Source organism: Streptomyces sp. NPDC017991 (genome assembly GCF_044328075.1).
In the GTDB taxonomy this organism is placed as follows: Bacteria; Actinomycetota; Actinomycetes; order Streptomycetales; family Streptomycetaceae; genus Streptomyces.
On the sequence record NZ_JBIRGP010000010.1, the window covers coordinates 345191 to 369190 of the forward strand.

The window sequence follows — 24000 nt, forward strand, 5'->3', positions numbered from 1 at the left end:
CGCGGCACACCGGGCCGCGCCACCACCAGGAGGAGCGATGGCACGCAGCAGCACCGGATTCCACCCAGGGCCGCGGGCCGAGGAGGGGGACACCCCTCCGTCACGGTTCGACGACCACCTCGCCGCCCAACTCCTCAACCAGCGCATCATCTTCCTCGGCACCCAGGTCGACGAGGTCTCCGCGAACCGGATCTGCGCGCAGCTGCTCCTGCTCTCCGCCGAGGACCCCCGCACCGACATCGGCCTCTACGTCAACAGCCCGGGCGGCTCCGTCCACGCGGGCCTCGCGATCTACGACACGATGCGGCTCATCCCGAACGACGTGTCGACCCTGGCCATGGGATTCGCCGCCAGCATGGGGCAGTTCCTGCTCACCGTTGGCACCCCCGGCAAGCGCTACTCCCTCCCGAACGCGCGGATCATGATGCACCAGCCCTCGGCGGGCATCGGCGGCACCACCGCCGACATCGCCATCCAGGCCGAGAACCTCCAGTTCACCAAGGACACCATCGAGCGCATCACCGCCGAACACACCGGCCGGAGCGCGGAGACGATCTCCCGCGACGGTGACCGCGACCGCTGGTTCACGGCCGAACAGGCCAGGGAGTACGGCATGGTCGACCGGGTCGTCGAATCGCTCGACGACGTCCGCCCGGCCTCCTCGAAGCGACGGATGGGACTCTGACATGAGCTCGTACACGATCCCGAACGTCGTCGAGCGCACCCCGCAGGGCGAGCGCGCGTACGACATCTACAGCAAGCTGCTCTCCGAGCGGATCATCTTCCTCGGCACCGAGATCGACGACGGCGTGGCCAACGTCGTCATCGCCCAGCTGCTCCACCTGGAGTCGGCGGCCCCGGAGCGGGAGATCGCCGTCTATCTCAACTCACCCGGTGGCTCGTTCACTTCGCTGATGGCGATCTACGACACGATGAGTTTCGTCAGCGCGCCCGTCTCGACGTTCTGCGTCGGCCAGGCCGCCTCGACCGCGGCGGTGCTCCTGGCGGCCGGAGACCCCGGGCGGCGCTTCATCCTTGAGCACTCTCGGGTGCTGCTCGGCCAGCCCGCGAGCGGCGGTGCGCGCGGCACCGTCTCCGACCTGGGCCTCCAGGCCAAGGAGATGATCCGGATCCGCTCCCAGGTCGAAGAGGTCCTGTCCCTGCACACCCACCACTCCGTCGAGACCCTGCGCGCCGACATGGACCGCGACAAGGTCTTCACCGCGCAGGAGGCGGTGGCGTACGGACTCGCCGACGAGGTGCTGAGCCGGCGGCTGGCCGCGGTCGCCGCATGAGGAGTCGGGAACCCGCCCCGGTCCGGGCGGCGCGGCGGGCGTCAGGCCGCGAGACGGACCTCGCCGTACCGGGAGGTGGCCTCCGTGCGGCGGGGCGCGGTACGGGACCTGACGGGCCGGGGCCGCTCCTGGCGCACGAGGCGGTGGTGCGACAGGGCGAGCAGATCGGCGAGGCCGAGCCCGAGGGCGTGCGCGGCGGCCGCGAGGACCTCGGACGAGGCCTCCTTGCGGCCGCGCTCCAGCTCGGAGAGGTACGGCATCGAGATACGGGCCGCCTCGGCGACCTCCTTCAGCGTCCGCTCCTGGGCGAGCCGCTCCCGCCGCAGGACCTCACCCACGACGTCCCGCCACAAGGGCTCCCTGGGCGCCGGTCCGGCCGGCTCCGAAGGCGCCGCCGGCTCGGCCGGGACGGGTCGCAGGGGGATGACGCGGGCTCGGTTCGACGCGTGGCTGCTCACGCCTCCACCCTAGGAAGCCCGGCCCGTTTCGGGGACCCCACGGCGTTCTGCCCTCGGCGAATCACTACCCCGCCCTCAGTGCAGGTGCGGTTCGTCCCGGTGCACCGGACCGTGCGCGGCCCCGCAGTGCGCCTCGTCGGTGGGGCCGCCGCCGGTGCGGACGTCCAGGACGTTCTCCGGGGCGTGGTCGACCTGGAGAGTGGTGTGACTCACCTCGTAGTCGCACTGCAGGATCTTCTCCAGGTCCCGGCGCACGGTGTGGCAGTCCGCGACGGGTTCGACCAGGACGTGCGCGGACAGGGCGGGCGTCCCCGACGTGATGGTCCACACGTGCAGGTCGTGCACCTCGGCGACGGAGGAGTGCGCCGCCAGCCGGTCCCCGATGGCGTCCGGGTCGAGATGCGCGGGCGCCGCCTCCAGGAAGATCCGCCCCGACTCCCGTACGAGCGCGTAGCCCGCCTTGAACATGAGGGCCACCACGACCAGCGTGGCGATCGCGTCGGCGCGGGCGAAGCCGGTCAGCAGGACCACGAGGCCGGCGATCGCGGTACCGATGAAAGCGAACAGGTCGTTGAGTATGTGCTGGTAGGCACCCTCGACGTTGAGCGAGGTGCGGTTGGCCTTCGAGATGCACCAGGCCGCCGCCACGTTCACCGCGATACCCACGAGCGCCGTGTAGAACATCAGCCCGCCCTCGACCGCGGGCGGATCGAACAGCCGCCGCACCGCCTCGTACGCCAGCCAGGCACCGAGCAGCAGCAGCGTCAGCCCGTTCGCCTGGGCGGAGAGGATCTCGGCCCGCTTCAGGCCGTACGTGAAGCCGCCGCGGGCCGGCCGCTCGGCGAGCCGCATCGCGATGAGGGCCAGCACGATGGACACGGCGTCGGTGAGCATGTGCGCGGCGTCGGAGATGAGCGCGAGCGACTGCGCGACGACGCCGATGACGACCTCGACCGCCATGAACGTCGCGATCAGGGTCAGCGCGATCGCGAGCCAGCGGCGGTCCGCGTCCGCGGTGACACCGTGCGAGTGCCCCGCGTGCCCGCCCGACCCGTGCTCGTGGCCGTGGTGCGCGCTCATGGGAGTCCCCCTCGTTGCGGTGTCCGACGGGTGTCCGACACCCGCAGTGAAGCGCACCTCGCGGAGATCGGCAAAGGCTGCATCGGTGACCGTTGTCATCATCGTTAGTACGCCGCTGACCTGCGGTGATGTAAAGCGGACGGGAGGATGCGCGGATTGCCGGGCGCCCGGGCTCAGGCGCCGAGGAGCTGTGTCCAGTACGTGCCCGCCGAGCCGCCGCCCGCGAAGCCGACGCCCAGGTGGGTGAAGGCGGGCTTGAGGATGTTGGCGCGGTGGCCGGGGCTGTCCATCCAGCCCCGAACGACCTCGGCGGGGGAACGCTGGCCGCAGGCGATGTTCTCGCCGATGGTGCGGCGGGTACTGCCCGCGGCGGCTGCCCGGTGCCAGGGCTCGCCGCCGTCGGGGGAGGTGTGGGAGTAGAACGCGCGCGCCACCATGTCCGCGCTGTGCTCCTGCGCCGCCCTGGTGAGCAGAGGGTCCTCGGCCAGCGGCGGCAGACCGGCCGCGGCCCGCTCGGCGTTGGTGAGCGCGAGGACCTGGGCGGCGGTTCGCGCCAGCCCGCCCGGGGTCAGGGGACCGGCCCACAACGCGGTCCAGTAGAGCGTGCCGGACCGGCTGTCGGGCACGCCGGCCACACCGACCTCGGTGAGAGCCGGGTCCTGGACCGTCCGCCGGGTCCGCTCGCCCGAGAGGCAGTACTCCACGAACTCCGCCGCGTCCCGCGGCCCGGAGACGAGATGCTCGCCGACCGTCAGATACGCGTAGCCCGCGGCGGTCACGCGCTGGTGCACGGACAGCCCGTCCGCCCCCTGCGACCCGAGGCGTCCGCGCGCCGCCATGTCCGCGGCGTGCGCCCGCGCCGCGACGGTCAGCCGCCCGTCGAGCACGACGGCCGGGGAGCCGACGGCGGCACGGGCGGAGTTCACGAGCGCGAGGAAGCCGTCAGCGAGGGGCCCGGCCCCGGGACCGGCCGCCGTGCTGAGGCCCGGGTGCGGGCCCGGGGCGGTGTCCTCGGCCACCTCCACGCCGAAGTCCCGTGCGATCCCGGCCAGTCCGTCGGCGTACCCCTGGCCCAGGGCGCGCAGCTTCCAGGTGGTCCCGCGGCGGTAGATCTCCGCGAGCAGCAGCACGGTCTCCCGCTGCGGACGCGAGGGTGTGAAACGGGCGAGGAGTCGGCCACCGCCGCCGGTGACCCGCAAGGTCGGGGCGGGCAGCCGTCCCAGCGGGGTGCCGGGCTCGGCGGCGCTGACGACCACGGTGACGCGGCTCGCCCCGGCCCGCAGCGCGGTCGGATCGACCGTGAGGGTCTGCCCGTTCAGACGCGCGCCCGGGGCGGCCGGCTGGTTGTAGAACACGAAGTCGCCGTCCCCGCGCACCTTGCCGTTGTCGTCGGTGACGAGCGCCGACACGTCGAACGGGCCGGGCACCCCGAAGGTCAGGGCGCCGCCGGGCAGGGGCAGATTGCCGCCGGGTACCAAGTCGTCCATCGTGCCGCCCGTCCGGGTGCCGGATCACTGTGCGCGCCCCGTGGGGCGTCGACAGGACAACGCCCCAGAGGTGTGCGCGGGTTCCTGACACCTGGTACCGGGTGCCCGGCAACAGGTGTCAGGTGCCAGGAACCAGATGCCGGTCAGTCGAGGGCGACCCCGGGAGCGATGTCCTCGTACCGCTCCGCGGGCGCCTGGCCGCGGGTCGTCGCGGCCTTGGCCGGCTTGCCGCAGAAGGCGGACTCCAGGGTGCGGGCCATGGTGTTGAGCACGGTCCCGTTGTTGGACGTGTTGGCGAGCGCCGTGACCGTGCGCGCGCCGTCCTTCGACGTGAACGCGTACGTGTAGTAGCCCTGCACGGTGCCCGTGTGGCCGTACACCGAGACCCCGCACGACAGGTCACGCCGGCGCAGACCGAGTCCGTACCCCTGGGTGCTGTTGACGGGCGTCCACTGCTGCATCTGCTCAAGCTGCGCGGCCGACGTCAGCCTGCCGCGCAGCAGGGCCGAGAAGAAGGTGTCCAGGTCCCGGGTGCTGGAGATGACCGCGCCCGCGCTCTGCGCCCACGACACGGTCTGCTCGGTCGAGTCGACGAGCGTCCCGTCGGCCTCGTCGGGCGGCAGGTAGCCCTTGGCGTGCCGGCCGGCGATCGCCGTGGTCGGGTGCACGTAGGAGGTGTCCTTCAGACCGAGCGGCTTGATGATGCGGCTCTTGTACGCGGACCGCACGGACTTCCCGGTGAGCTTCTCGATGAGCATGCCCCCGACGACGAAGTTGGTGTTGGAGTACGAGTAGGCGGCGCCCGGCGCGTTGCCGAGGGGCTGCTTCAGGGACAGGTCCACCAGCTCCTGGTAGCTGAAGACCTTGTTGCGTACGGCCTCGAAGCCCGGGACCGTGTTCGCGAACATGTCGTTGGTGTAGTCGTACAGACCGCTGCGGTGGCTCAGTACGTGGCGCACCGTGATCCGGTCGTCGGGCAGCAGGCCCGGGAGATAGGTGTTGACCGAGGTGTCCAGCGCGAGCACGCCCTCGTCGACCAGCTGCAGCAGGACCACGGCCGTGAAGCTCTTGGTGACGCTGCCGACGCGGAAGCGGTCGGCGTTGTCGATGGCCCGTCCGGTGGTCCGGTCCGCGACGCCCTCGGCGACCTGGTGGACCGTGCCGTTGTCGTCGATCCGCGCCATGGCACCCGGCGCTCCCTGGGTCAGTGCCGTCCGCAGCACCTCACGCAGCCCCGCCACGTCGGGCGCCGCGAGGGTTTCGGTCGCCCCCTGGCTGCCGCTCACCGCACGGTCGTCGGCGTCGGCGGGTGCCGCTGCCGCGTCGTGCGCCGGAACCGCCAGGACGGACAGTAGCACGGCTCCCAGTGCCGCCGTGCTCCTCGCCGTACCCCTGCCCAGCATTCTTGAGGCCATCTGTGTGGTTCTCCCCGTAGTCGTCCGCGGTGCGGAACACGTGCGAGCGGCACCGCGGATCACGGTGCCGTCATCATCTCTACGCGCAGGACCCGCCTGCGGGTTGCATCGGCGGGAGTGAATTTCCGCCGGTCAGTGTGACGCCCGTGCCAGCAGTCCGGACAGCAGGACTTCGAGCGACTCGCGCAGGGCCGTGGTGAAGTCGATGCGCAGGACCGCCAGTTCGGGGTCGGACTCGTAGACCGCGAGCACGGCGGGCGACGGATGCGCGTGCGGCCAGGCCGCCGTGGCCACCATGAGCGCCCCGGCGACGAACCGGACGGCGTCCCGCTCGTCCAGTTCGGGCACATGCAGGCGGACCCGGTGTGCCAGGGCGAACGCGTGGCCGATGGAGGAGCGTTTGTGCTCGGCGGCGACCTGCGTCGACACGTTCCGCTCCAGGACCGCGGCCTGAGCGCTGATCAGGTCGCACAGCACCGGGCGCGCGGCGAGGGCGTCCGCCAGGGCCGCGGCGACCCGGTCCGCGCGTTCGAGGACGGGGGCGCCGGCGTCGACGGCCTCGGGGAGCGCGGTGTCGAGGTGGTCGAGCAGCTCCTGCGAGGCGGTGGCGAGCAGTTCCAGCAGGACGGCCTCGCGGGACTCGAAGTAGCGCAGCACGTTCGACTTCGCGAGTCCCACCCGGCGGCTCAGCTCGTTCAGGCTCACCTGTGCCACCGGCATCTCACCGAGCATCGCGGCCGTGGTGTCGAGGATCGCCCTGCGGCGAACGGCGCGCTGCTCCTCGCTGCGGGCGCGTTGGAAGGTGTCTGCCATGGCCGCAGTCTAGCGACAGGTGGCCGGCCGTCGCCGGACAGCAGACCCCTGGTCTGTTGTTATCAGACCGATGGTCTGCTAGCTTGGAATTGCAGCAGACCACCGGTCTCCTAAATCCGGGAGAGCCGCGCACATCGAAGGAGTCCCCGTGTCCACGTCATACGTCGTCCCTGATCGGACGGGAATGTCCGCCGTCGTCACCGGTGCCAACAGCGGTACGGGCAAGGAGGCCGCACGTCGTCTCGCGGAAGCCGGGGCGCGCGTGGTGCTGGCCGTGCGCACCGTCGCCAAGGGGGAGCGGGCCCGTGCCGAGATCCTCGCCCGGCATCCGCACGCGCAGCTGGAGGTGCGGCGCGTGGACCTCGCCGACCTGGCCTCCGTCGAGGCGTTCGCCGACGGGATCCTCGCCGACGGCGCCCCGCTCGACCTGCTGGTGAACAACGCGGGAGTGATGGCCCCGCCCACCCGGCTCACCACCGCGGACGGCTTCGAACTCCAGATGGGCAGCAACTACCTCGGCCCGTTCGCCCTCACCGTGCGGCTGCTGCCGGCCCTGCTCGCCGCGCCGGCGCCCCGCGTGACGACCATGAGCAGCGGTATGGCGAACTACGGCCGCATCGACTTCGACGACCTCCAGTGGGAGCGCCGCCGCTACCGCCCCAACCTGTCGTACGCCCAGTCCAAACTCGCCGACCTGATGATGGCCGGGCGGCTGGCGGACCTCGCGGCCGAGCGCGGCTGGAACCTGCTCAGCACGGCCGCGCACCCCGGCTACACCATGACCAACCTCCAGACCGCGGGTGCCGCCCTCGGCCGCGACAAGCCCGGGCGCACGTTCATCAACCAGCTCGGCTTCCTCCTGCCCAGGCAGCAGGTCGAGGAGGGCACCGAACCGCTCCTGTACGCGGCCACCAGCCCCGAGGCGACGGCCGGGGGCTACTACGGTCCGGGCGGCAGGTTCGGCCTGGTCGGCCCGGCCGCCACCGCCCGCGTCACCCGCCGCGCCCTCGACGCGGACGCGAACCGCAGGCTGTGGACCGTGTCCGAACGCCTGACCGGCGTAGCCCTCCCCGCGGCCGTCGCCTGAACGGCCCCGTCGCACGGGGGCGGCGTCCGGCACAGCGCCGGCCGGGTGCCAGACTGACCCCATGGACGAGCGCGAATTCAGCAGGTCGGGACAGCACGCATCGGTCGTCGGACTCGGCACCTGGCAACTCGGTGCCGACTGGGGCGACGTGAACGACAAGGACGCCCTGGCGGTCCTGGAGGCAGCCGCGGAGTCGGGGGTGACGTTCTTCGACACGGCGGACGTGTACGGCGACGGGCGCAGCGAGGAGACCATCGCCGCGTTCCTCAGCGGCCGGCCCGATCTGCACGTGCTGGTCGCGACGAAGATGGGCCGCCGGGTCGACCAGATCCCGGAGAACTACGTCCTCGACAACTTCCGTGCCTGGAACGACCGTTCGCGCCGTAACCTCGGTGTCGACCGCGTCGACCTGGTGCAGCTGCACTGCCCGCCGACCCCGGTGTATTCGTCGGACGAGGTGTTCGACGCGCTCGACACGCTGGTCGAGGAGGAGCGCGTCGCGGCGTACGGGGTGAGCGTGGAGACCGTCGACGAGGCGCTGACGGCGATCGCCCGGCCGGGGGTGGCCAGCGTCCAGATCATCCTCAACCCGTTCCGGATGAAGCCGCTGCAGCGGGTGCTGCCGGCCGCGCGGGAGGCCGGGGTGGGGATCATCGCCCGGGTTCCGCTGGCGTCCGGGCTCCTGTCCGGCAAGTACACGAAGGACACGGTCTTCGCGGCGAACGACCACCGGACGTTCAACCGGCACGGGGAGGCGTTCGACCAGGGGGAGACCTTCTCCGGTGTCGACTACGCCACCGGTGTGGAGGCGGCGGCGGAGTTCTCCGCGCTGGCCCCGGAGGGGGTCACCCCGGCGCAGCTGGCGCTGGCGTGGATCGTCCAGCAGCCGGGGGTGACCTCGGTCATTCCCGGCGCGCGCACGCCCGAACAGGCTCGTGCGAACGCGGCGGCGGGCAAGCTTGCGCCGCTGCCGGCGGAGACGCTGTCGGCGATCTCGGCGCTCTACGACCGCCGGATCAAGCCCCAGGTCGAAGCCCGCTGGTAACGACACGGGGTGGGGTCCAGCCGTTTTCCGCCTGACTGCGGGCCGGTTGTGGCTGGCCGCGCCGTTCCCCGCGCCCCTGACGGGGCCCACCGGCCCCCGCCCTCCAGGGGCGCGGGGAACGGCGCGCTCAGCCACGATGCGCCTGCAGCCGGGTACGAGCCTGTCGCTCCCACCCCCAAGGGGCGCGGGGAACGGCGCGCTCAGCCATGACGTGCCTGCAGCCGGGTACGAGCGCGCGGGCCCCACCCCCAAGGGGCGCGGGGAACGGCGCGCTCAGCCACGACGTGCCCGCAGCCGGGTACGAGCCCGCGCCCCCCGGGACGGGAACCCGTGTCGCCGGGCCACGCCCGCCGCAACAACCGCCGGCACCAGCAACACCCCCGCACTCCAGGGGAACGCCCCCGCGCCGAAGCGGTCCAGGAGGACACCCCCCACCACCCCGCCCCCCGCCATCGCCGCGTTCCACAAAGTGACCAGCATCGCCTGCGCCGCGTCCGCGGACTCCCCACCCGCGTCCGCCACCGCCGTCTGCAACAGCGTGGGCGCGCCACCCCAGCCGAGCCCCCACAGCGCCGCCGCCGCGTACACGAGAACGGGGCTGTCGGCCGGCACGGCCAGCAGAGCCGCAGCCGCCGCGACGAGCAGAGCGCTCGCCAGCGTCAGGGCCCGCAGCCACCGGTCGATACGCGCCCCCACGAACCAGATGCTCACCAGCGACGCCCCACCGAACACCAGCAGCACGACATCCGTCGACCCACCCATGCCCAGCCCGTCGAGAAACGTGGCGATGTAGGTGTACAGAATCGTGTGGGCCAGCACGAAGGCCAGCGTGACGAACAGCACCGGTGAGACCCCGGGAACCCGCAGAGCCCCCAGCATCGGCACCCGCCCCTCCCCACGCCGGCCCGGCAGATCGGGCACAGCCACGCCGATCCACCCGACCAGGACGACGGCGAGCACGGTCATCAGGGAGAACGTCACCCGCCAGCCGAGCAACTCACCGAGAAACGTCCCCGCCGGCACCCCCAGCGACAGCGCGACGGGAATCCCGGTCATCACCACGGCGACGGCCCGCCCCTGCAGAGGCACAGGCACCAGCCGCCGCGCGTACCCCGCGAGCAGCGCCCAGGCCGGCCCCGCGGCCACCCCGGCGACGAACCGCGCCACCATGGTCAGGGGATAGTCCGTGGACACGGCGGTCACCGTGTTGGCGGCGGCGAAGCCCGCCATCGCCGTCAACAGCAGGCGCTTGCGCCGCCACCCGGCGGTGGCCGCGGACAGCGGGATCGCGGTGAGCGCGGTCCCGGCCGCGTAGACGGTCACCGACTGCCCCATCGCGGACTCGCCGACCCCGAGGTCGGCACTCATCGCGGGCAGCACACCCGCCGGCAGGGTCTCGGTGAGACTGGTGACGAACACAGCGGTGGCCAGGGCCAGAAGAGCGGCCAGGGGCAGGCCGCCGTGCGCAACTTCCGCTGGGGAGCCGGTCGGTCCGGAGTTACGGGTTCCAGTGGTCCGAGTAGTCATGCCGCGTATGCTCGAACCCTCACATCGGTGTAAAGGTCAAGTCACGGAGTGCGAGGTCGGCCGTATGCGGATCGGAGAGCTGTCGAAGCGCACGGGTACGCCCCCACGGCTGCTGCGCTACTACGAGGAGCAGGGGCTGATCACCCCCCAACGCTGCACGAACGGCTACCGCTCCTACGACGAACGCCTCGTGGACCGCGTCCGGCAGATCAGAGGGCTGCTCGACGCCGGGCTGCCGACCCGCATCATCAAGCAGATCCTGCCCTGCCTCGACAAGCCCAGCACCATCCATTTCCCCGACCCGACCCCGGAGATGCTGGCCACCCTCGAACTCGAACTCGACCGCATGACGCGGCGTATCGACTGCCTGGCCCGCAACCGTGACGCCATCGCCGCGTACCTCGCGACGGTACGCGGCGACGCCCCGCCGATCGCTGAACAGGGCTGATCCGAACGGCCCCGCGGGCCTGAGCGGACCGCGTCAGACCGCCCGTTCCCGCGCCCGCCGCGCCGCCTCCCGTACCGAGCCGCGGTGCACGGGCCCGTGTCCGGGCAGCAGGACGTCGCCCGACAGTGCCTCGAACGCGTCGAGCGAGGCCAGCGCCCCGCCCCGGTCGTGATGGAACATGACGGGCAGCAGCTGCGGTCCCGCCACACGCGAGGTGGGGTGGCCGTTGACCAGTCCGTCGCCCGATATCACCACGCCCGCCTCCGGCAGATGGAAGGCGCAGTGGCCGGCCGTGTGCCCGGGGGTGTGCACGGGCACGGGACGGCCGGGCAGATCGAGCGCCCCCTCGCCCGGAAACGCCCGCGGCCGGGCCACCGGCACGTGGGCGGTGCCGCCGGACCGCAGCGCATGCACGGCCCACGGCACCACACCGGGCCGCCAGGCGTTCTTCAGGACCTGTCCGACGGTCACCTGGTGGAGGAAGTCCCGCCGGGCGTGCGGGACTTCGGCCTCGTGGGTGTAGACGGGCGTGCCGTAGGTGCTGCTGAGGTACTCGGCCGACCCGAGGTGGTCGTTGTGGGCGTGCGTCACGAGAACGGCCGTGACGGCCTCGGGTGAACTGCCCACGGCGGACAGGGACGCCAGCACCTTCTCGCGGTCACCGGGATAGCCGGTGTCCACGAGGGTGACGGCGTCCCCCTCCGTGAGGATCACCCAGTTGGTGTTGCTGCCGTGCACGAGATGGATGCCGTCGGCGACTTGACGGATGTCTGCCTGCATGATCGTCCCGACCCTAGAGGTCCTTGTCTGACGGAGCCAGCCAAGCAGACTCGCGGCTGTCCCGGCGCAGCGGGGCGGACGAAGCGCGCATCGACCTCAGTGCCAGCAGCAGTACGGCGATGTCGTCGAAGTAGGCCGGGTCGGGCATCAGGTCGGTCGGCAGCACGACATAGGCGATCGCCCCCCAGAAGACCCAGCGGGGGCCTGTCGGCAGCCCGGCGCGGCGCAGGTTCCGCCGGGTGCGGACCAGGCGGACGGTCAGGGCGACCGCCCAAGCGAGCGCCGCCGCCAGTACGGCCGCGGCGACGATGACCAGAATCCACATGTTGGTGTCCATGAGCCCTTCCCAGGCGCGTCCGGTGCTGCTGTCCGGATGCCCAGGTTCACCCCGTCATCACAGCCGGGCCGGTCCGACACGCGGCGCGGTGCGTCTCGGGGCCGCCCGCCGCACCTCTACTCTTTGCTGTCGATCGACGACCGTGAGTGACACCTGACTGATGAATGGGGGATGTGCGCGTGAGAATCGCCTGCGTCGGCGGCGGGCCCGCCGGCTTGTACCTCTCGATCCTGATGAAGCGTCAGGACCCTGGCCACGAGATCACCGTCCATGAACGGAACCCGGCCGGATCGACCTACGGATGGGGGGTGACGTACTGGGGGAGCCTGCTCGGCAAGCTGGAGACGGGGGACCCCGAGTCGGCGCGGGCCGTACGGGAGAACTCGGTCCGCTGGAGCGACGGGGTCGCGCACGTCGGCGACCGGACGACCACGCACCACGGCGACGAGGGCTTCGGCATCGGACGCGGACGGCTGCTCGACATCCTCGCCGAACGGGCCCGCTCCCTGGGCGTACGCGTCGAGTTCGAGAACGAGGTCGCCGACGGGGCCGCACTGCCCGACGCCGACCTGGTCGTCGCCTGCGACGGGGTCCGCAGTGGGGTGCGCGAGCGCTATACCGCGCACTTCGGTACCGAGGTCGCACTCGGCCGGAACCGATACATCTGGCTGGGCACCACGAAGGTCTTCGAGGCGTTCACCTTCGCCTTCGTGGAGACACCGCACGGCTGGATCTGGTGCTACGCCTACGGGTTCGGCGACGACCGCAGCACCTGTGTCGTCGAGTGCTCGCCCGAGACCTGGACGGGCCTCGGCCTCGACCGGGCCGACGAGGCCGAGGGGCTCGCCCGCCTCGAAGAGCTCTTCGTCAAGCTGCTGGACGGCCACCGGCTCATCGGACGGGCGACCGCGGGCGGCAGCGCGCAGTGGCTCAACTTCCGCACCCTCACCAACCGCACCTGGTCCCACGGGAACGTCGTCCTGCTCGGCGACGCCGCCCACACCACGCACTACTCCATCGGCGCGGGCACCACCCTCGCCCTGGAGGACGCCATCGCCCTGGCCGACGCGCTGGGGAACCGGCCCGGGTCCGGCTCAGGCACAGGGGCCGGGTCGGGGTCCGCGCGGGCCGAACTCGCCCCGGCCCTCGCCGCGTACGAAAAAGTGCGCAAGGCCGAGCTGCTGTCCGTGCAGAGCGCGGCCCGCCACAGCGCCCAGTGGTACGAGAACCTGCCGCGGTACATCGACCTGCCGCCGGCGCAGATGTTCGCGCTCCTCGGACAGCGTCACTCGCCGCTGCTGCCGTACGTGCCACCGCAGCTCTACTACCGGCTCGACCGGGCGGCCGGCCGGCTCGAATCCCTGCGCAGGCTCAAGCGCTGGCTGGGCCCGAAGCTGGCACGGACCCTGCACGGCAGCGGCACCCAGGGCTGACGCACCGTCAACACCGCGCCCCACTGGCGGGAATGGCGGTGTTGCCCACGGGCCGGGTGATGCGCGAGCGTGCTGAGTCATGGACCGAGACCGGGGCGACGCCGCCCTCTCCCTCTCCCGCCGCCGGCTCCTCGCGGCCGCGGGAGCCACCGGTGCCGTCACCGCCATCGGCCTCGCACCCGCCGCCGCGCAGCCACCCACCGGGCTCTCGCTGTCCTTCACCGGGGCCACCAACGGTTCGGCGACCCTCGCGCCCGGCGGGGACCGGCTGATCGCCGAGATCCAGAACGTGCTGTGGTCGCTGCCGCGCACCGGCGGCAGGGCCGTCCCCCTCACCCCGGCGGGCCTCGAACCGAACCGGCCCGTGTACGCGCCGGACGGCGGCCTCGTCGCCTTCTGCGCCTACCGGGGCGGGGGGTTCCACCTCTGGACGATGCGGCCCGACGGCTCCGACGTACGCAGACGCACCGACGGGCCCTTCGACGACCGCGGCCCGGCCTGGTCGCCCGACGGCACCCGTATCGCCTTCGCCTCCGAGCGCGGCGGCGACCCGGTGACCGGCAGCCCGTACCGCATCCACGTACTGGACCTGCGCACCGGTGACATCCGCCGGGTGACGGGTCTGTCCGGCCAGAGCGGCCCGGTGCAGGACGGGGCCTGGGAGGACTTCGACCCCACCTGGTCGCCGGACGGCGAGCGCATCCTGTTCGTGCGCGCGAGGGGCGTCACCACCGCGAACGGTGTGGGACTCGACGCCCGGACCGTCGCCGCCGTCCCCGCCTCCGGCACGGGACCGGTCGTCGTGGAGCACACCGACACCACGACCGCCCAGCTGATGACTCCGGCCCTCGCACCGGACGGCCGCCGTCTGGCGTATCTGCGGACCACCGCGGCCCCGAACGGCTCCTGCGCGCTCGTCGTCGACGGCGAACCGGTCGCGCTCGCCGGGGACCTCGCCCCGGTACCGCCCCGTTGGACGCCCTCGGGTGAGCTGCTGCTCACCATCGACGGCGACTTCACCCTCGTACGGCCGGAGAAGCCCACGGAGAGGGACACCATCCCCTTCGAGGGCACGCTGCCCGTGGACCGGCCGCGCTACGAGGTCAAGGAGTACGACCTGGGGGAGGGGCGGGCGCGGCCGGTGCGGGGGATCCATCTGCCCGCGCTCTCGCCCGACGGACGGCACATCGCCTTCGCCGCACTCAACTCACTGTGGCTGGCGCGCAGTTCGGGCGGCGCCGCGCCGCAGCGACTGCGCCGGGCGGCGGCCACGGAGTATCTGTTCGGGCCCTCGTGGTCGCGCGACGGACGCGCGCTGCTGTACGCGGACGACCGTGACGGACTGCTCGGCGTGTACCGGCTGGATCCGGCCACCGGCGAGGAGAGCGCCCTCGCGACCGGCGGGCGGGTCCAGCCCGCGCTCTCGCCCGACGGGACCCGCCTCGCCTGCCTGGACCTGACCGGTCGGCTCGTCGTCCGCGACCTCGCAGGCGGCACGGAGAAGGTGCTCGCGGCCCCGCTCGGCGCGGGAGGGCTGCCGGGGCGGCCCAGTTGGTCACCCGACGGCCGGTACCTGGCGTTCTGCGACCGCAACCGCCTCAACCTCCGCTTCCGGGAGGGCTACAACCTCGTCCGGGTCGTCGACACCACGACCGGGCAGGACCGGCTGCACGCGGTGGCCCCCCATGTGTCGATCGCTGACCGGTACGACTCGGGGCCCGTCTGGTCGCCGGACGGCCGCTGGATGGCGGTGATCGTCGAATCCGCGCTCTGCCTGCTGCCCGTCACGCCCGACGGCACCCCGCGCGGTGCCCTGCGCACGCTCACCACCGAACCGGCCGACCACCCTTCCTGGTCCGGTGACTCGCAGACCCTGCTGTACCTCTCCGGAGCCACGCTGCGGCTGATCGACGTCGACGGCGGACCGGCCCGTACCGTCCGGGTGCCGCTGGACCGGCGAAGGCCCGTACCCGCCGACACCGTCGTGCACGCGGGGCGGCTCTGGGACGGCACGGGCGAGTCCGTACGGGAGGACGTCGACATCGTCGTACGCGGCGGACGTGTCACCGCCGTCGAACCGCACCGCCGGCGCGCGGCGACGACCGGCATCGACGCCTCGGACAAGACCGTCGTCCCCGGACTCTGGGACACGCACACCCACCCGTGGCAGGTCACCTACGGAGGCCGTCAGACGGTCGGCCAGCTCACCTACGGCATCACCACCGCCGTGTCCCTCGGCGGCTTTGCCCACGAACAGGCGCGCATCCGCGAGGCGGTGACGTCCGGTCAGCTCGCCGGACCGCGACTGCTGACCACCGGTGAACTCCTCGACGGCTCCCGGGTCGCCTACAGCATGGGGCGCGCCCACCGTACGAGGGAAGGGCTTCGGCGGTCGCTGGAGCGGGGCATCGCGCTGGACTGGGACTTCGTCAAGACCTATGTGCGGGCGCCGAGTTGGGTGATGGAGGAGGCGGCACGGTACGGGCACGAGCGGCTCGGTGTGCGCTCGGGCAGCCATCTGCTCTCACCCGGTGTGCAACTGGGACAGGACCTGACGACCCATCTGCAGGCCACGCAGCGCTACGAGTTCGGCCACGCGTCCACCTCGACGGGGCGTGCCTACCAGGATCTGCTGGAGATCTACACCGCGCGGGGCGTCGACTTCGGACTCATCGCCACCCCGTTCACCTCCGCGCCCCTGCTCGGCGCGGATCCGGGGCTCGCGGACGATCCCAGGGTGAGCGCCGTGATGCCGCCCTGGGACAGCGCCCTCGTCCGGCAGGGGGCGACCGTGCCGCCGACCGCGGCCCAACTCGCCACCCTGCGCACGGAGACCGACATCTACCGGCGGATCCTGGCCGCGGGCGGACTCGTCGCCCTCGGCACCGACCAGCCGCTCGTCCCCGTCGGTCTCTCCCTCCACCTCGGTCTGCGCGCGCTGCACCGGGGCGGTCTGTCCCCTGCCGAGGCCCTGCGTACGGTGACCGTGCTGCCCGCCCGGCTCTTCGGCCTCGAAGGCGACCTCGGCACGGTCCGGCCGGGCAGGCTCGCGGACCTGACCGTGGTGGACGGTGACCCCTTCACCGACTTCGACACCCTCGTGCGTACGGTCGCCGTGCTCCGGGGCGGAGTTCCTTACACGACCCACGACCTCGTGGCCGCGTACGAGCCGGTGTCCGAGCCCGCCACGCGTCACGCGGCGCAAGAGGTGGACTGGCTGGAGGTGGGCCGGCTGATGCGGCTGGACGGGTGCTGCGACGGGGGCCTCTGAATCCGCTCCGCGCCACGCCGACGGCCCCGTCAGCGATCCGACTGTCCGACTCCGTATCGAACGGCGGGCCAAGGCGTTCGAACGAGTTGTGATGCCCGCGCCCGGAGCCGGACCGGGTGTACGCGCCCGCCGGCGCGTGCGCCCTCGCGGCAATCTCCGGCCGGGGCGTCCGAGTGATAAGCCAACAAGGAGCCGTGGTAGGGCGGTTGGAACGGGATCGTCCGCAAAACGTACCGAGCGGCGGTCGCCTTGGCAGCGCCGATCGTGCGCCGGCGCAACTAATGTGACGAAAGAGCGCCACAGTGACCCCACACCGGGATACGCTGCCCCGCGCACCCCACGTTCGAGTCCGCGCACGTGGGGGGCCGGTCATCCCGGCCTGCTCGTGTGCGGGTTCAGCAGAGCCTCAACGCGAGAGACATACCGTCCGGTCTGACGCTCCACCCCTCACCGCAACCCGGTGAACCAGTCCACCCCCGGAAGGCTCCACGCGGCCGGGCACCGATCAAACTTGGCGTCCATCGTTGGCCCGTACACGCAGTGCGGTCCTTCAGACAGGGCGTCCCGAACCCCCGTCAGGGCAGCCTCGGCTCGAACTCGGCACCGAAAAGAACGCACCACGGACTCCGCCAGGAACCGTGCGCCGCGGACGGCTCCACCAGGACCTGCCGGTCCGGCCGGGATCGGACGCCCTTCAGGTGCACAGCCGGCCGCCGAGTACCGCCGACTGCCTTTCATCCAGTGAGGAACAATGAGCATGCGCGCCCGCACCACCGTAGCTGCGGCCATTTCGACGGTCCTGTCCATTTCTCTCACCGCCTGTGGCGAGGGATCCGACACCGGGAGCGACGGAAAGGCCGCGTCCGTGGGTATCGCCATGCCCACGAAGACGTCCCAGCGGTGGATCAACGACGGCCAGAACATGGTCGACGAGCTCAAGGGGTTCGGCTACACCACCACCCTCAAGTACGCCGACAACGACCCGAAGAACCAGGTCGCGCAGGTCGAGGCCATGATCGACAGCGGCGTCGACGCACTGGTCATAGCCTCGGTCGACGGCAAGGTGTTCACCGACGTCCTGGAGAAGGCGAACTCGGCCAACGTGCCGGTGATCTCCTACGACCGGCTGATCCTCGGCAGCCCGAACGTCGACTACTACGCGACCTTCGACAACGTGAAGGTCGGCACCCTGCAGGCCGACTACATCTCGGAGGGCCTCGGGCTCGTCAACGGCAGCGGCAAGGGCCCGTTCACCGTCGAGCTCTTCGCGGGTTCCCCCGACGACAACAACACCAAGTACTTCTACGAGGCCGCCATGGAGGTCCTTGAGCCGTACATCCAGAGCGGCGACCTGATCGTCAGATCCGGGGAGACCGAGCTCAAGGAGGTCACCACCCTGCGCTGGGACGGTCCCACGGCGGAGAAGCGCATGAACAAGCTGCTCGAAGCGGAGTACGCCGACCAGAGCATCGACGCGGTCCTCTCCCCGTACGACGGTATGTCGCTCAGCATCATCAAGGCGCTCAAGGCGCACGGCTACGGCACCGCTGCCAAGCCGCTGCCCCTCGTCACGGGCCAGGACGCCGAGGTGCCCTCGGTCAAGTCGATCATGGACAGCGAGCAGTCGCAGACCGTCTACAAGGACACCCGCGAGCTGGCGCTGGTCACCGCGTACATGGTCAACTCCATGGTCCACGGCAAGAAGCCGGCGCTCAACGACACCAGGACGTACGACAACGGCAAGAAGGTCGTGCCGGCGTACCTCCTGGAGCCGGTGAGCGTGGACAAGGCCAACTACCAGCAGGTGCTCGTCGACTCGGGCTACATCAAGCAGAAAGACCTGAAGTAGGTTGCGTAAGCGGTGCACGAACGGGTGCGGGGCAGGGAGACGGATCTCCCTGCCCCGCACCCGTGCGTGGGGCCGCCGGCCGGTGTCAGTTGACGTAGACCGTCGGGCCGCCGCTCTGCGTGGTGTCGGTGACCGGGGCGTACTTGGCGGTGAAGTAGCCGTTGCTGAAGCACAGCGACGAGCCAGAGAACTTCGTGAACTGCTGGTTGGCGAACGAGATGCTGTTGTCGGCGTTGTTGGCCGTGCCCGACAGGCTGGGCGCCCGGTAGACACAGGTGATGCTGCCAAGCAGCGTACGCAGCACGGCGGTTGTCTGGATGGAGGATCCGGCGGCGGGCGTGATGGTGAGGGAGCCGCCCGAGGTCACGGTCGTGGTGTACGGCAGGTTGTCGATCTTGATGCTGGTGACACCGAGGACACCGACCACGTTGCTGGTGCAACTGGCACTGTCGAAGGTGTGGCTGGTGACCGACTCGGTGGCCGTGCCGGGTGCAGCCGGGTTGTCGACCACCGTGGCGACGAAGGCCGACGACGAGCAGGAGATGCCGCTCGTACCGGTGGCGCTGGAGTAGAGCGTGGCGTTCGTGCCGGTGGCCAGTGAGGCGCTGAGCACATCGCCGGCGGCGACCGCCGTTCCGCCGGCACCGCCGGTGGTCAGGACCGAGCCGTCGGCCGCGGAGGCCGGGCCGGCCGCCGAGAGGGCGAGGGTCGTGACGGCGGCGGCCAGGGTGAGGGAAATCCGAGTACGCATGCGGGTGCCTCGTTTTCGGGAGTGAGGGTGGGGGAGGTGGCCGCCGCCGGCCCGTCGCGCCTTCTCCGAACGCGACGGGCCGACGGCGGCCGCCGGGAGGTCGGCCGGAGGCGTCGAAGGACAACCTCCGGCACGTGACCGGCGGTCGGGGCGACCGGACATGGCCCAGGGGGGAAGCGGCCGTGCCGGTGCCGTGGAGGGGTGAACGCGGATCGCGCAGGTGGTCGGTCCGCGAAGGGCGCTCTGGCGACCGAGTGACGGTCTGCGGCGGCGTGCAACGGGATGTGAAGTGCCGTGCAATGAGGTGAAGTGCCGTGCGACGGGGTGAAGCCCGGGAGCGACGTACGCCGTCGATCGGATCCGGCGCCACGGATCCATGTGCAGCCAGGGAGAGTTGTAGACCTGAACGATGTTCAACGTCAAGACGCAGTAAGGAAGTTGACGTTCAATCAGAGGGCCTTCATCGCTTCGCCACATCTCCGACTTCCTTTTTGCACAGAGTGCTTGACCCTCGCCCCTTACCGCGGGTAACTTCCGTCGCGGCTACTGCTGCGTAACGTGAAAGCCCCTGCACCCGCCGGGAGTTGTGGGGAGACGTGCGCCGCATTCGGTGTCCGCGCCAGGACAACGTGCCGCCCGAAGCCCCACCCAGCGTCGACCATCCCCCTGGGAGCAGAAATATGGCCTCGTCCTCGGACGCCAACTCGTCCGCCGGCTCCACCCCGGAGCCCTCCGAAGTGCTGGAAAGCGGTTCCACGGCGGAGACGCCCGCAGGCCCCGCGAGACGGGGACGGGTCCGTCCGCGCCGCGCCGCGGTGATGGCTGTTCCCGCCACCGTGATCGCCGCGGGCCTCGTGATCCTCACCGCCCAGGGGGCCCTGGGTGTGCAGTTCGCGATCTCCGGCATGCCGTTCACGGTCACCGCGACCAACCTCGACGGTGAGGGCTTCGCCCAGTTCGGCGGCCTCGACCAGATGGCCGAGGGCAGCCCGAACGAGGGCGACACCGGCGGGCAGGTCCTGGTGGTGGTCTCCGCGATCAAGAAGGCGACCCTGGAGAAACTCTGCCAGAGCGTCGACCTCGGCGGCACCAACCTGCTCATCCGGGCCGGGGAGGGCAAGGACAAGGTGTCCGCGGTCAACCTCACCACCGACTCCACCGAGCTGTCGGGCAACGCGTCCTTCGACAACATCGAGATCGGCAACGACGCCAGCACGCTCGACAAGTCCCACGCCCGCGGCCCGAAGGGCGTCTTCAGCCAGCAGGCCGACACCGTCCACATCGGCAACCTGCGGCAGACCAACTACGCCACCACGGCGGCGGTGTTCAAGCTTCCCGGTCTGAAGCTGAGCTTCAGCGACAAGGGCTGCTGATGGCCGCCTTCCGGCGCTGGCGTGCGGACCGCCCGTTCCTGGGCGGGCTGCTGCTCACCCTGGGCGGGGCGGAGGTCCTCCTCACGCAGAAGGCGTCGCTGAAGGTCGTCATGCACATCGGCATGCAGGGCCTGGCCGGCTATCTCCTGCCGGTCCTGATGGTGATCTGCGGACTGCTGATCCTCTTCAACCCCGCGCAGCGCCTGTTCTACTCGATCCTCGGCGTCCTGTTCTCCCTGGGCTCCTGGATCACCTCGAACCTGGGCGGATTCCTCATCGGCCTCCTCCTCGGCGTCGTCGGCAGCTGCCTGGCCTTCGGCTGGCTGCCGGACCAGGAGCCGCGCCGTCCCCGTAGGTGGCTCCGCCGCAGGCGGAAGCCGGTGCGGCCGGTGAAGCCGGCGCAGCCCATGGAGTCGGCGGGCCGTCCGTGACGCTTCGGGGGTGCCCGCCGAGGCGGCACCCCCACGGCCGCGGCATCCCCGCGTGCGGTGCGTTCCCGATGGGTCAACCGCATTTCCCGTGCTCACTGCACGCCGTGCGGCCGGAACTGGATGCTCACGCGGGGGCCCGCCGCCCGCGCGCTCTTGGGGATCGCGTGCTCCCAGGTGCGCTGGCAGGAGCCGCCCATCACGATCAGGTCGCCGTGCCCGAGCGGACGCCGTACCGTGGCGCCGCCGCGCAGGGGCCGCAGGAGCAGATCCCGCGGGGCCCCGACGGAGACGATCGCGACCATCGTGTCCCGGTGGGCGCCGCGCCCCGTCCGGTCCCCGTGCCAGGCCACACTGTCCCGGCCGTCACGGTAGTAGCAGAGCCCGGCCGTGGTGAACGGTTCCCCCAGCTCGTCCGCGTAGTGGCCGGACAGGGCGTCCCGTGCCTCGTCCAGAACGGGATGCGGCAGCGGGTGCTCCGCACGGTAGAACGCCAGCAGCCGCGGTACGTCCACCACCTGCTCGTACATCTGCCGTCGTTCCGCCCGCCAGGGGACCTCCTCGGCGAGCCGGGTGAAGAGCGCGTCCGCCCCGTGGAGCCAGCCGGGCAGCAGGTCGATCCACGCCCCGTCGCCGAGCACGGTCCGGCGCAGCCCGGTCAGCGGGCCGAGGCGGATGGCGTCGCTCTGGTCGAACAGTGATCCCTGAAGATGCGTGGACATACCTCCAGGCTACCCGGTGATTCGAATGCGTGTGCTAATCGAAGGGGTGGGTCGCCGCCGACGATCTTCGGACGCGCCCCGCTCAGTGATCGGCGCCGGGACGCGCGGCCGGCGAATGGCGGCGGTGGCTGGTGTCGCACCAGGGGAAGACACGGCTGCGCCGACACGTGCACAGGGCGACGCAGAAGCGGTCGGAGGACACGGTCGTGCCGTCCTCCAGGACGATCTCGACCGGCCCTTCGACGAGCATGGGGCCCTCGCGACGGGCGACGATCCGGCGCGGGCGTTCGGCGGGGCTCTCCGGCACGGCCCTTCACCGCCTTTCTCTGGACGACATGCTCCGGGTGCTTCGAAGAGGCTGTTCCACGGCGGTCATACGGCGGTGCGCAACGAGGACCGGCCGGACCGCCAGGCCTCCAGCAGGCGGTCCGCGAGCCGGTCCTCAAGCCATCCGGTGGCATCGACGCCGAACGCGATGTCGGCGTCGAGATGCGGTTCCTCCTCCAGCAGACCGGCGACGACCTCATGGCGTACGACCTGCTCGTGCACGGCGTCCGCCTCGACGTGCTCGGCGTAGAAGTGCTCGGCCGCCGGGCCCGCCCCGGTGCGCCGCATCGCGCTCGCGAGCCGCCTGGAGCCGGGGGAGGAGGTGGTCTCCACCGCGGCGAAGTGGCCCACCAGCGCGCCTCGCAGCTCGCGGTGCAGACCGAAGAGGGACATCAGGTTGACGACGGCCAGCGCCTCGGCGCCGCTCGCGTCGAGATAGCGCCCGTACGACGGGTCCAGGCCGAGGTCGGTCATCAGGTCGGCGAACAGCTGGGCGTGCACGCGCTCGGCGCGTCCCGCTCCCCACTCGTCGAACTCCACCGCCGCCATGCCCGCCTTGGCGCGCCCCCACAGCCGCGGCAGGACCCAGGCGTGCGGATCGGCTTCCTTGAGGTGGTAGACCGAGCGCTGGACGGCGTACTCGCGCAGTTGCCACAACTCGCCCTTGTCCCGCAGGAAATGGGAGACGCCCTGGCCGTCGACGGGTTCCACGAGCAACTCGTCCAGCGCCTCGTCCGCGCGGGTGTGCCGGACCGCCCCGGCGCGCAGAGCGGCCAGGAACGGTTTCTCCAGCGCCGCGCGGACCCGCAGCAGCTCGGGGTCCCACTCGCGGGCGCCGTCGACCCCCGCGAAGCCCCGGTAGTGCAGCTCGTAACACAGGTAGAGCGCCAGCTGGAGGTCGTCGCCCAGCGGATCGGCACCGGCGGGTACGGCATCGTCGGGCAGCGGTCCCGTGCCGCGGAGATACTCGATGAGCGCCGCGGAGATCTCTCCTCGGCTCGGCGGGAGTTCCGGTTCCGCGTACGGGCGCCTGGCTGCTGGTTCCATGCGCACCGGGTACCCGTGATCGAGGACCCCTCACCTGCGCGGACCCACTCCGGGCTTGCTCCTGACCCACTCCCGGCGTCACACGTCGGGGCGGCGGCCACCGGATCATTCGCGCCCTGTGTCGATGACGCAGAAGCGGTTTCCGTCGGGGTCCGCGAGGACGACGAAGTCCGGATCCTCGGGATAGAGGTCCCAGTCCACCCGCCGTGCGCCGAGGGACACCAGCCGCTCGACCTCGGCAGCCTGGTCGGCGGCGTCGTCGGCGTACAGGTCGAGGTGGACCCGGGGATGCTCCTGCACCGGTGTGTCACTCAGGCCGAGGGACACCTGGGGGCCGGTGCCGTCGACGGGGACCAGCACCACCCAGTCGTCCTCGGCCGCCTCGCGCGGCTCATAGCCGAGCGCCCGCGTCCAGAACGCGGCGGCCCGCCGGACGTCCGACACACCCAGTACAACGGATCCGATCTTCAGCATGCGCCGAGTGAAGCAGATGCCTGGGGGAGCCGGGTGGCCTTTTTGCCGTCCGGCGGACCGTGCGCCGCGGACCGTGGACCGCGCACCCCACACGCACACCGGCGTGCGGTGAGTGCGTGCGGGATCGAGGGCGGGGGCGTGGGTCAACGAGGGCGGGGGGCGTGGGTCAGGTGGTGCGCCCGGGGCCACCGCTGCCGAAGCCGCCGCTGTCGTTGTCGTTCCAGGTCGGGCGTTCCTGGTCGGCGGCGCGGTGCGAGGAGTCGCCGCCCATCTGGTGCGGGGTGAGACGGTCCTGGTCCTTGGTGATCCCGTCGGGCTCGCGCCGTTCGGTCACCGGGCCGACGGGCCCGGAGTCGGGAAGACGGGGCTGCTCCTCGGGGCGGGGCGGCGCGGGCTGGTGGGCGCGCTGCCGGCGGCCCCACACCACGGCCCAGATCAGGCCGCCGACGAGGATGACGCCGATCAGGAACGGCACGATTCCGCCCACGGCGGCGCCGGAAGCGGCCAGGGGTGTCGCGTTGAAGTCCATTCCCCCCGAGTACCCGGTCCCACC

At 71.6% G+C, this 24000-nt stretch carries 24 protein-coding genes; 10 read left to right on the plus strand and 14 right to left on the minus strand.

The features are described 5' to 3' along the window. Nucleotides 1–37 precede the first annotated feature (37 nt). Nucleotides 38–685 carry an ATP-dependent Clp protease proteolytic subunit gene (locus ACH4DZ_RS28985; RefSeq protein ID WP_398290313.1) on the plus strand — a complete coding sequence of 216 codons (648 nt, stop codon included), beginning with the start codon at nucleotides 38–40 and terminating at the stop codon, nucleotides 683–685. Nucleotide 686: 1 nt separating this feature from the next. Beyond that, on the plus strand, nucleotides 687–1295 hold the full coding sequence (locus ACH4DZ_RS28990) for a ClpP family protease (protein ID WP_398290314.1): 609 nt from the start codon (nucleotides 687–689) through the stop codon (nucleotides 1293–1295). A 41-nt stretch (nucleotides 1296–1336) separates the two neighbouring features. On the opposite strand, the gene ACH4DZ_RS28995 is transcribed toward ACH4DZ_RS28990, so the two are convergent. The 5 genes from ACH4DZ_RS28995 to ACH4DZ_RS29015 all read right to left on the minus strand — a co-directional run bounded on the left by ACH4DZ_RS28995 (nucleotide 1337) and on the right by ACH4DZ_RS29015 (nucleotide 6548). After that, the gene (locus ACH4DZ_RS28995) at nucleotides 1337–1753 is read right to left on the minus strand and encodes a helix-turn-helix domain-containing protein (protein ID WP_398290315.1); all 417 of its coding nucleotides are present in this window, start codon (nucleotides 1751–1753) and stop codon (nucleotides 1337–1339) included. Nucleotides 1754–1828: 75 nt separating this feature from the next. Further along, nucleotides 1829–2833: a cation diffusion facilitator family transporter gene (locus tag ACH4DZ_RS29000; RefSeq protein WP_398290316.1), complete on the minus strand. Its 1005-nt coding sequence runs from the start codon at nucleotides 2831–2833 to the stop codon at nucleotides 1829–1831. A 173-nt stretch (nucleotides 2834–3006) separates the two neighbouring features. Beyond that, on the minus strand, nucleotides 3007–4320 hold the full coding sequence (locus ACH4DZ_RS29005; protein ID WP_398290317.1) for a CAP domain-containing protein: 1314 nt from the start codon (nucleotides 4318–4320) through the stop codon (nucleotides 3007–3009). A gap of 143 nt (nucleotides 4321–4463) precedes the next feature. Further along, nucleotides 4464–5735: a serine hydrolase domain-containing protein gene (locus ACH4DZ_RS29010; protein ID WP_398290318.1), complete on the minus strand. Its 1272-nt coding sequence runs from the start codon at nucleotides 5733–5735 to the stop codon at nucleotides 4464–4466. A gap of 132 nt (nucleotides 5736–5867) precedes the next feature. Continuing rightward, nucleotides 5868–6548: a TetR family transcriptional regulator gene (locus ACH4DZ_RS29015; protein WP_398290319.1), complete on the minus strand. Its 681-nt coding sequence runs from the start codon at nucleotides 6546–6548 to the stop codon at nucleotides 5868–5870. Nucleotides 6549–6696: 148 nt separating this feature from the next. On the opposite strand from ACH4DZ_RS29015, the gene ACH4DZ_RS29020 reads away from it, so the two are divergent. Both ACH4DZ_RS29020 and ACH4DZ_RS29025 read left to right on the plus strand, forming a co-directional pair. Further along, nucleotides 6697–7635, plus strand: a complete 939-nt coding sequence (locus ACH4DZ_RS29020; RefSeq protein WP_398290320.1) for an SDR family oxidoreductase — start codon at nucleotides 6697–6699, stop codon at nucleotides 7633–7635. 61 nt (nucleotides 7636–7696) lie between these two features. Continuing rightward, nucleotides 7697–8680 carry an aldo/keto reductase gene (locus tag ACH4DZ_RS29025; protein ID WP_398290321.1) on the plus strand — a complete coding sequence of 328 codons (984 nt, stop codon included), beginning with the start codon at nucleotides 7697–7699 and terminating at the stop codon, nucleotides 8678–8680. Between the two features lie 273 nt (nucleotides 8681–8953). Here ACH4DZ_RS29025 and ACH4DZ_RS29030 read toward each other — a convergent pair whose 3' ends face one another. Further along, complete coding sequence (locus tag ACH4DZ_RS29030) at nucleotides 8954–10207, minus strand: MFS transporter (RefSeq protein ID WP_398290322.1); 1254 nt, start codon at nucleotides 10205–10207, stop codon at nucleotides 8954–8956. 64 nt (nucleotides 10208–10271) lie between these two features. Between ACH4DZ_RS29030 and ACH4DZ_RS29035 the strand changes: the two genes are divergently transcribed. Beyond that, nucleotides 10272–10655 (plus strand): MerR family transcriptional regulator, encoded by a 384-nt coding sequence (locus tag ACH4DZ_RS29035; protein ID WP_398290323.1) that lies wholly within the window; start codon nucleotides 10272–10274, stop codon nucleotides 10653–10655. A 33-nt stretch (nucleotides 10656–10688) separates the two neighbouring features. On the opposite strand, the gene ACH4DZ_RS29040 is transcribed toward ACH4DZ_RS29035, so the two are convergent. Together ACH4DZ_RS29040 and ACH4DZ_RS29045 are read right to left on the minus strand one after the other, a co-directional pair. Then, nucleotides 10689–11435 (minus strand): MBL fold metallo-hydrolase, encoded by a 747-nt coding sequence (locus ACH4DZ_RS29040; protein WP_398290324.1) that lies wholly within the window; start codon nucleotides 11433–11435, stop codon nucleotides 10689–10691. A gap of 13 nt (nucleotides 11436–11448) precedes the next feature. Beyond that, nucleotides 11449–11772, minus strand: a complete 324-nt coding sequence (locus tag ACH4DZ_RS29045; protein WP_398290325.1) for a YkvA family protein — start codon at nucleotides 11770–11772, stop codon at nucleotides 11449–11451. Nucleotides 11773–11951: 179 nt separating this feature from the next. On the opposite strand from ACH4DZ_RS29045, the gene ACH4DZ_RS29050 reads away from it, so the two are divergent. The 3 genes from ACH4DZ_RS29050 to chvE all read left to right on the plus strand — a co-directional run bounded on the left by ACH4DZ_RS29050 (nucleotide 11952) and on the right by chvE (nucleotide 18325). Continuing rightward, nucleotides 11952–13205, plus strand: coding sequence for an FAD-dependent monooxygenase (locus tag ACH4DZ_RS29050; RefSeq protein ID WP_398290327.1), 1254 nt, complete (start codon nucleotides 11952–11954; stop codon nucleotides 13203–13205). A 79-nt stretch (nucleotides 13206–13284) separates the two neighbouring features. Next, entirely contained in the window at nucleotides 13285–16476 is a 3192-nt protein-coding gene (locus ACH4DZ_RS29055) for an amidohydrolase family protein (protein WP_398290328.1), read from the plus strand. A gap of 751 nt (nucleotides 16477–17227) precedes the next feature. After that, nucleotides 17228–18325, plus strand: coding sequence for a multiple monosaccharide ABC transporter substrate-binding protein (chvE, locus tag ACH4DZ_RS29060; protein WP_398290329.1), 1098 nt, complete (start codon nucleotides 17228–17230; stop codon nucleotides 18323–18325). Between the two features lie 85 nt (nucleotides 18326–18410). Here the strand turns inward: chvE and ACH4DZ_RS29065 are convergent, their stop codons facing one another. Further along, nucleotides 18411–19076, minus strand: coding sequence for a Tat pathway signal sequence domain protein (locus tag ACH4DZ_RS29065; RefSeq protein WP_398290330.1), 666 nt, complete (start codon nucleotides 19074–19076; stop codon nucleotides 18411–18413). 680 nt (nucleotides 19077–19756) lie between these two features. Between ACH4DZ_RS29065 and ACH4DZ_RS29070 the strand changes: the two genes are divergently transcribed. Together ACH4DZ_RS29070 and ACH4DZ_RS29075 are read left to right on the plus strand one after the other, a co-directional pair. Further along, a complete protein-coding gene (locus tag ACH4DZ_RS29070; RefSeq protein ID WP_398290331.1) occupies nucleotides 19757–20449 on the plus strand; it encodes a DUF6230 family protein in 693 nt (230 codons plus the stop codon). Further along, complete coding sequence (locus ACH4DZ_RS29075; RefSeq protein ID WP_398290332.1) at nucleotides 20449–20880, plus strand: DUF6114 domain-containing protein; 432 nt, start codon at nucleotides 20449–20451, stop codon at nucleotides 20878–20880. Before ACH4DZ_RS29070 ends, ACH4DZ_RS29075 begins: the two co-directional genes overlap by 1 nt. A gap of 92 nt (nucleotides 20881–20972) precedes the next feature. On the opposite strand, the gene ACH4DZ_RS29080 is transcribed toward ACH4DZ_RS29075, so the two are convergent. The 5 genes from ACH4DZ_RS29080 to ACH4DZ_RS29100 all read right to left on the minus strand — a co-directional run bounded on the left by ACH4DZ_RS29080 (nucleotide 20973) and on the right by ACH4DZ_RS29100 (nucleotide 23976). Further along, nucleotides 20973–21599 (minus strand): alpha-ketoglutarate-dependent dioxygenase AlkB, encoded by a 627-nt coding sequence (locus ACH4DZ_RS29080; protein ID WP_398290333.1) that lies wholly within the window; start codon nucleotides 21597–21599, stop codon nucleotides 20973–20975. 82 nt (nucleotides 21600–21681) lie between these two features. Beyond that, complete coding sequence (locus tag ACH4DZ_RS29085) at nucleotides 21682–21906, minus strand: CDGSH iron-sulfur domain-containing protein (protein ID WP_398290334.1); 225 nt, start codon at nucleotides 21904–21906, stop codon at nucleotides 21682–21684. 65 nt (nucleotides 21907–21971) lie between these two features. Further along, on the minus strand, nucleotides 21972–22973 hold the full coding sequence (locus ACH4DZ_RS29090; protein ID WP_398290335.1) for an iron-containing redox enzyme family protein: 1002 nt from the start codon (nucleotides 22971–22973) through the stop codon (nucleotides 21972–21974). A gap of 105 nt (nucleotides 22974–23078) precedes the next feature. Further along, complete coding sequence (locus ACH4DZ_RS29095) at nucleotides 23079–23447, minus strand: VOC family protein (RefSeq protein WP_398290336.1); 369 nt, start codon at nucleotides 23445–23447, stop codon at nucleotides 23079–23081. A 166-nt stretch (nucleotides 23448–23613) separates the two neighbouring features. Beyond that, on the minus strand, nucleotides 23614–23976 hold the full coding sequence (locus ACH4DZ_RS29100; protein ID WP_398290337.1) for a DUF6479 family protein: 363 nt from the start codon (nucleotides 23974–23976) through the stop codon (nucleotides 23614–23616). Nucleotides 23977–24000: the final 24 nt, after the last annotated feature.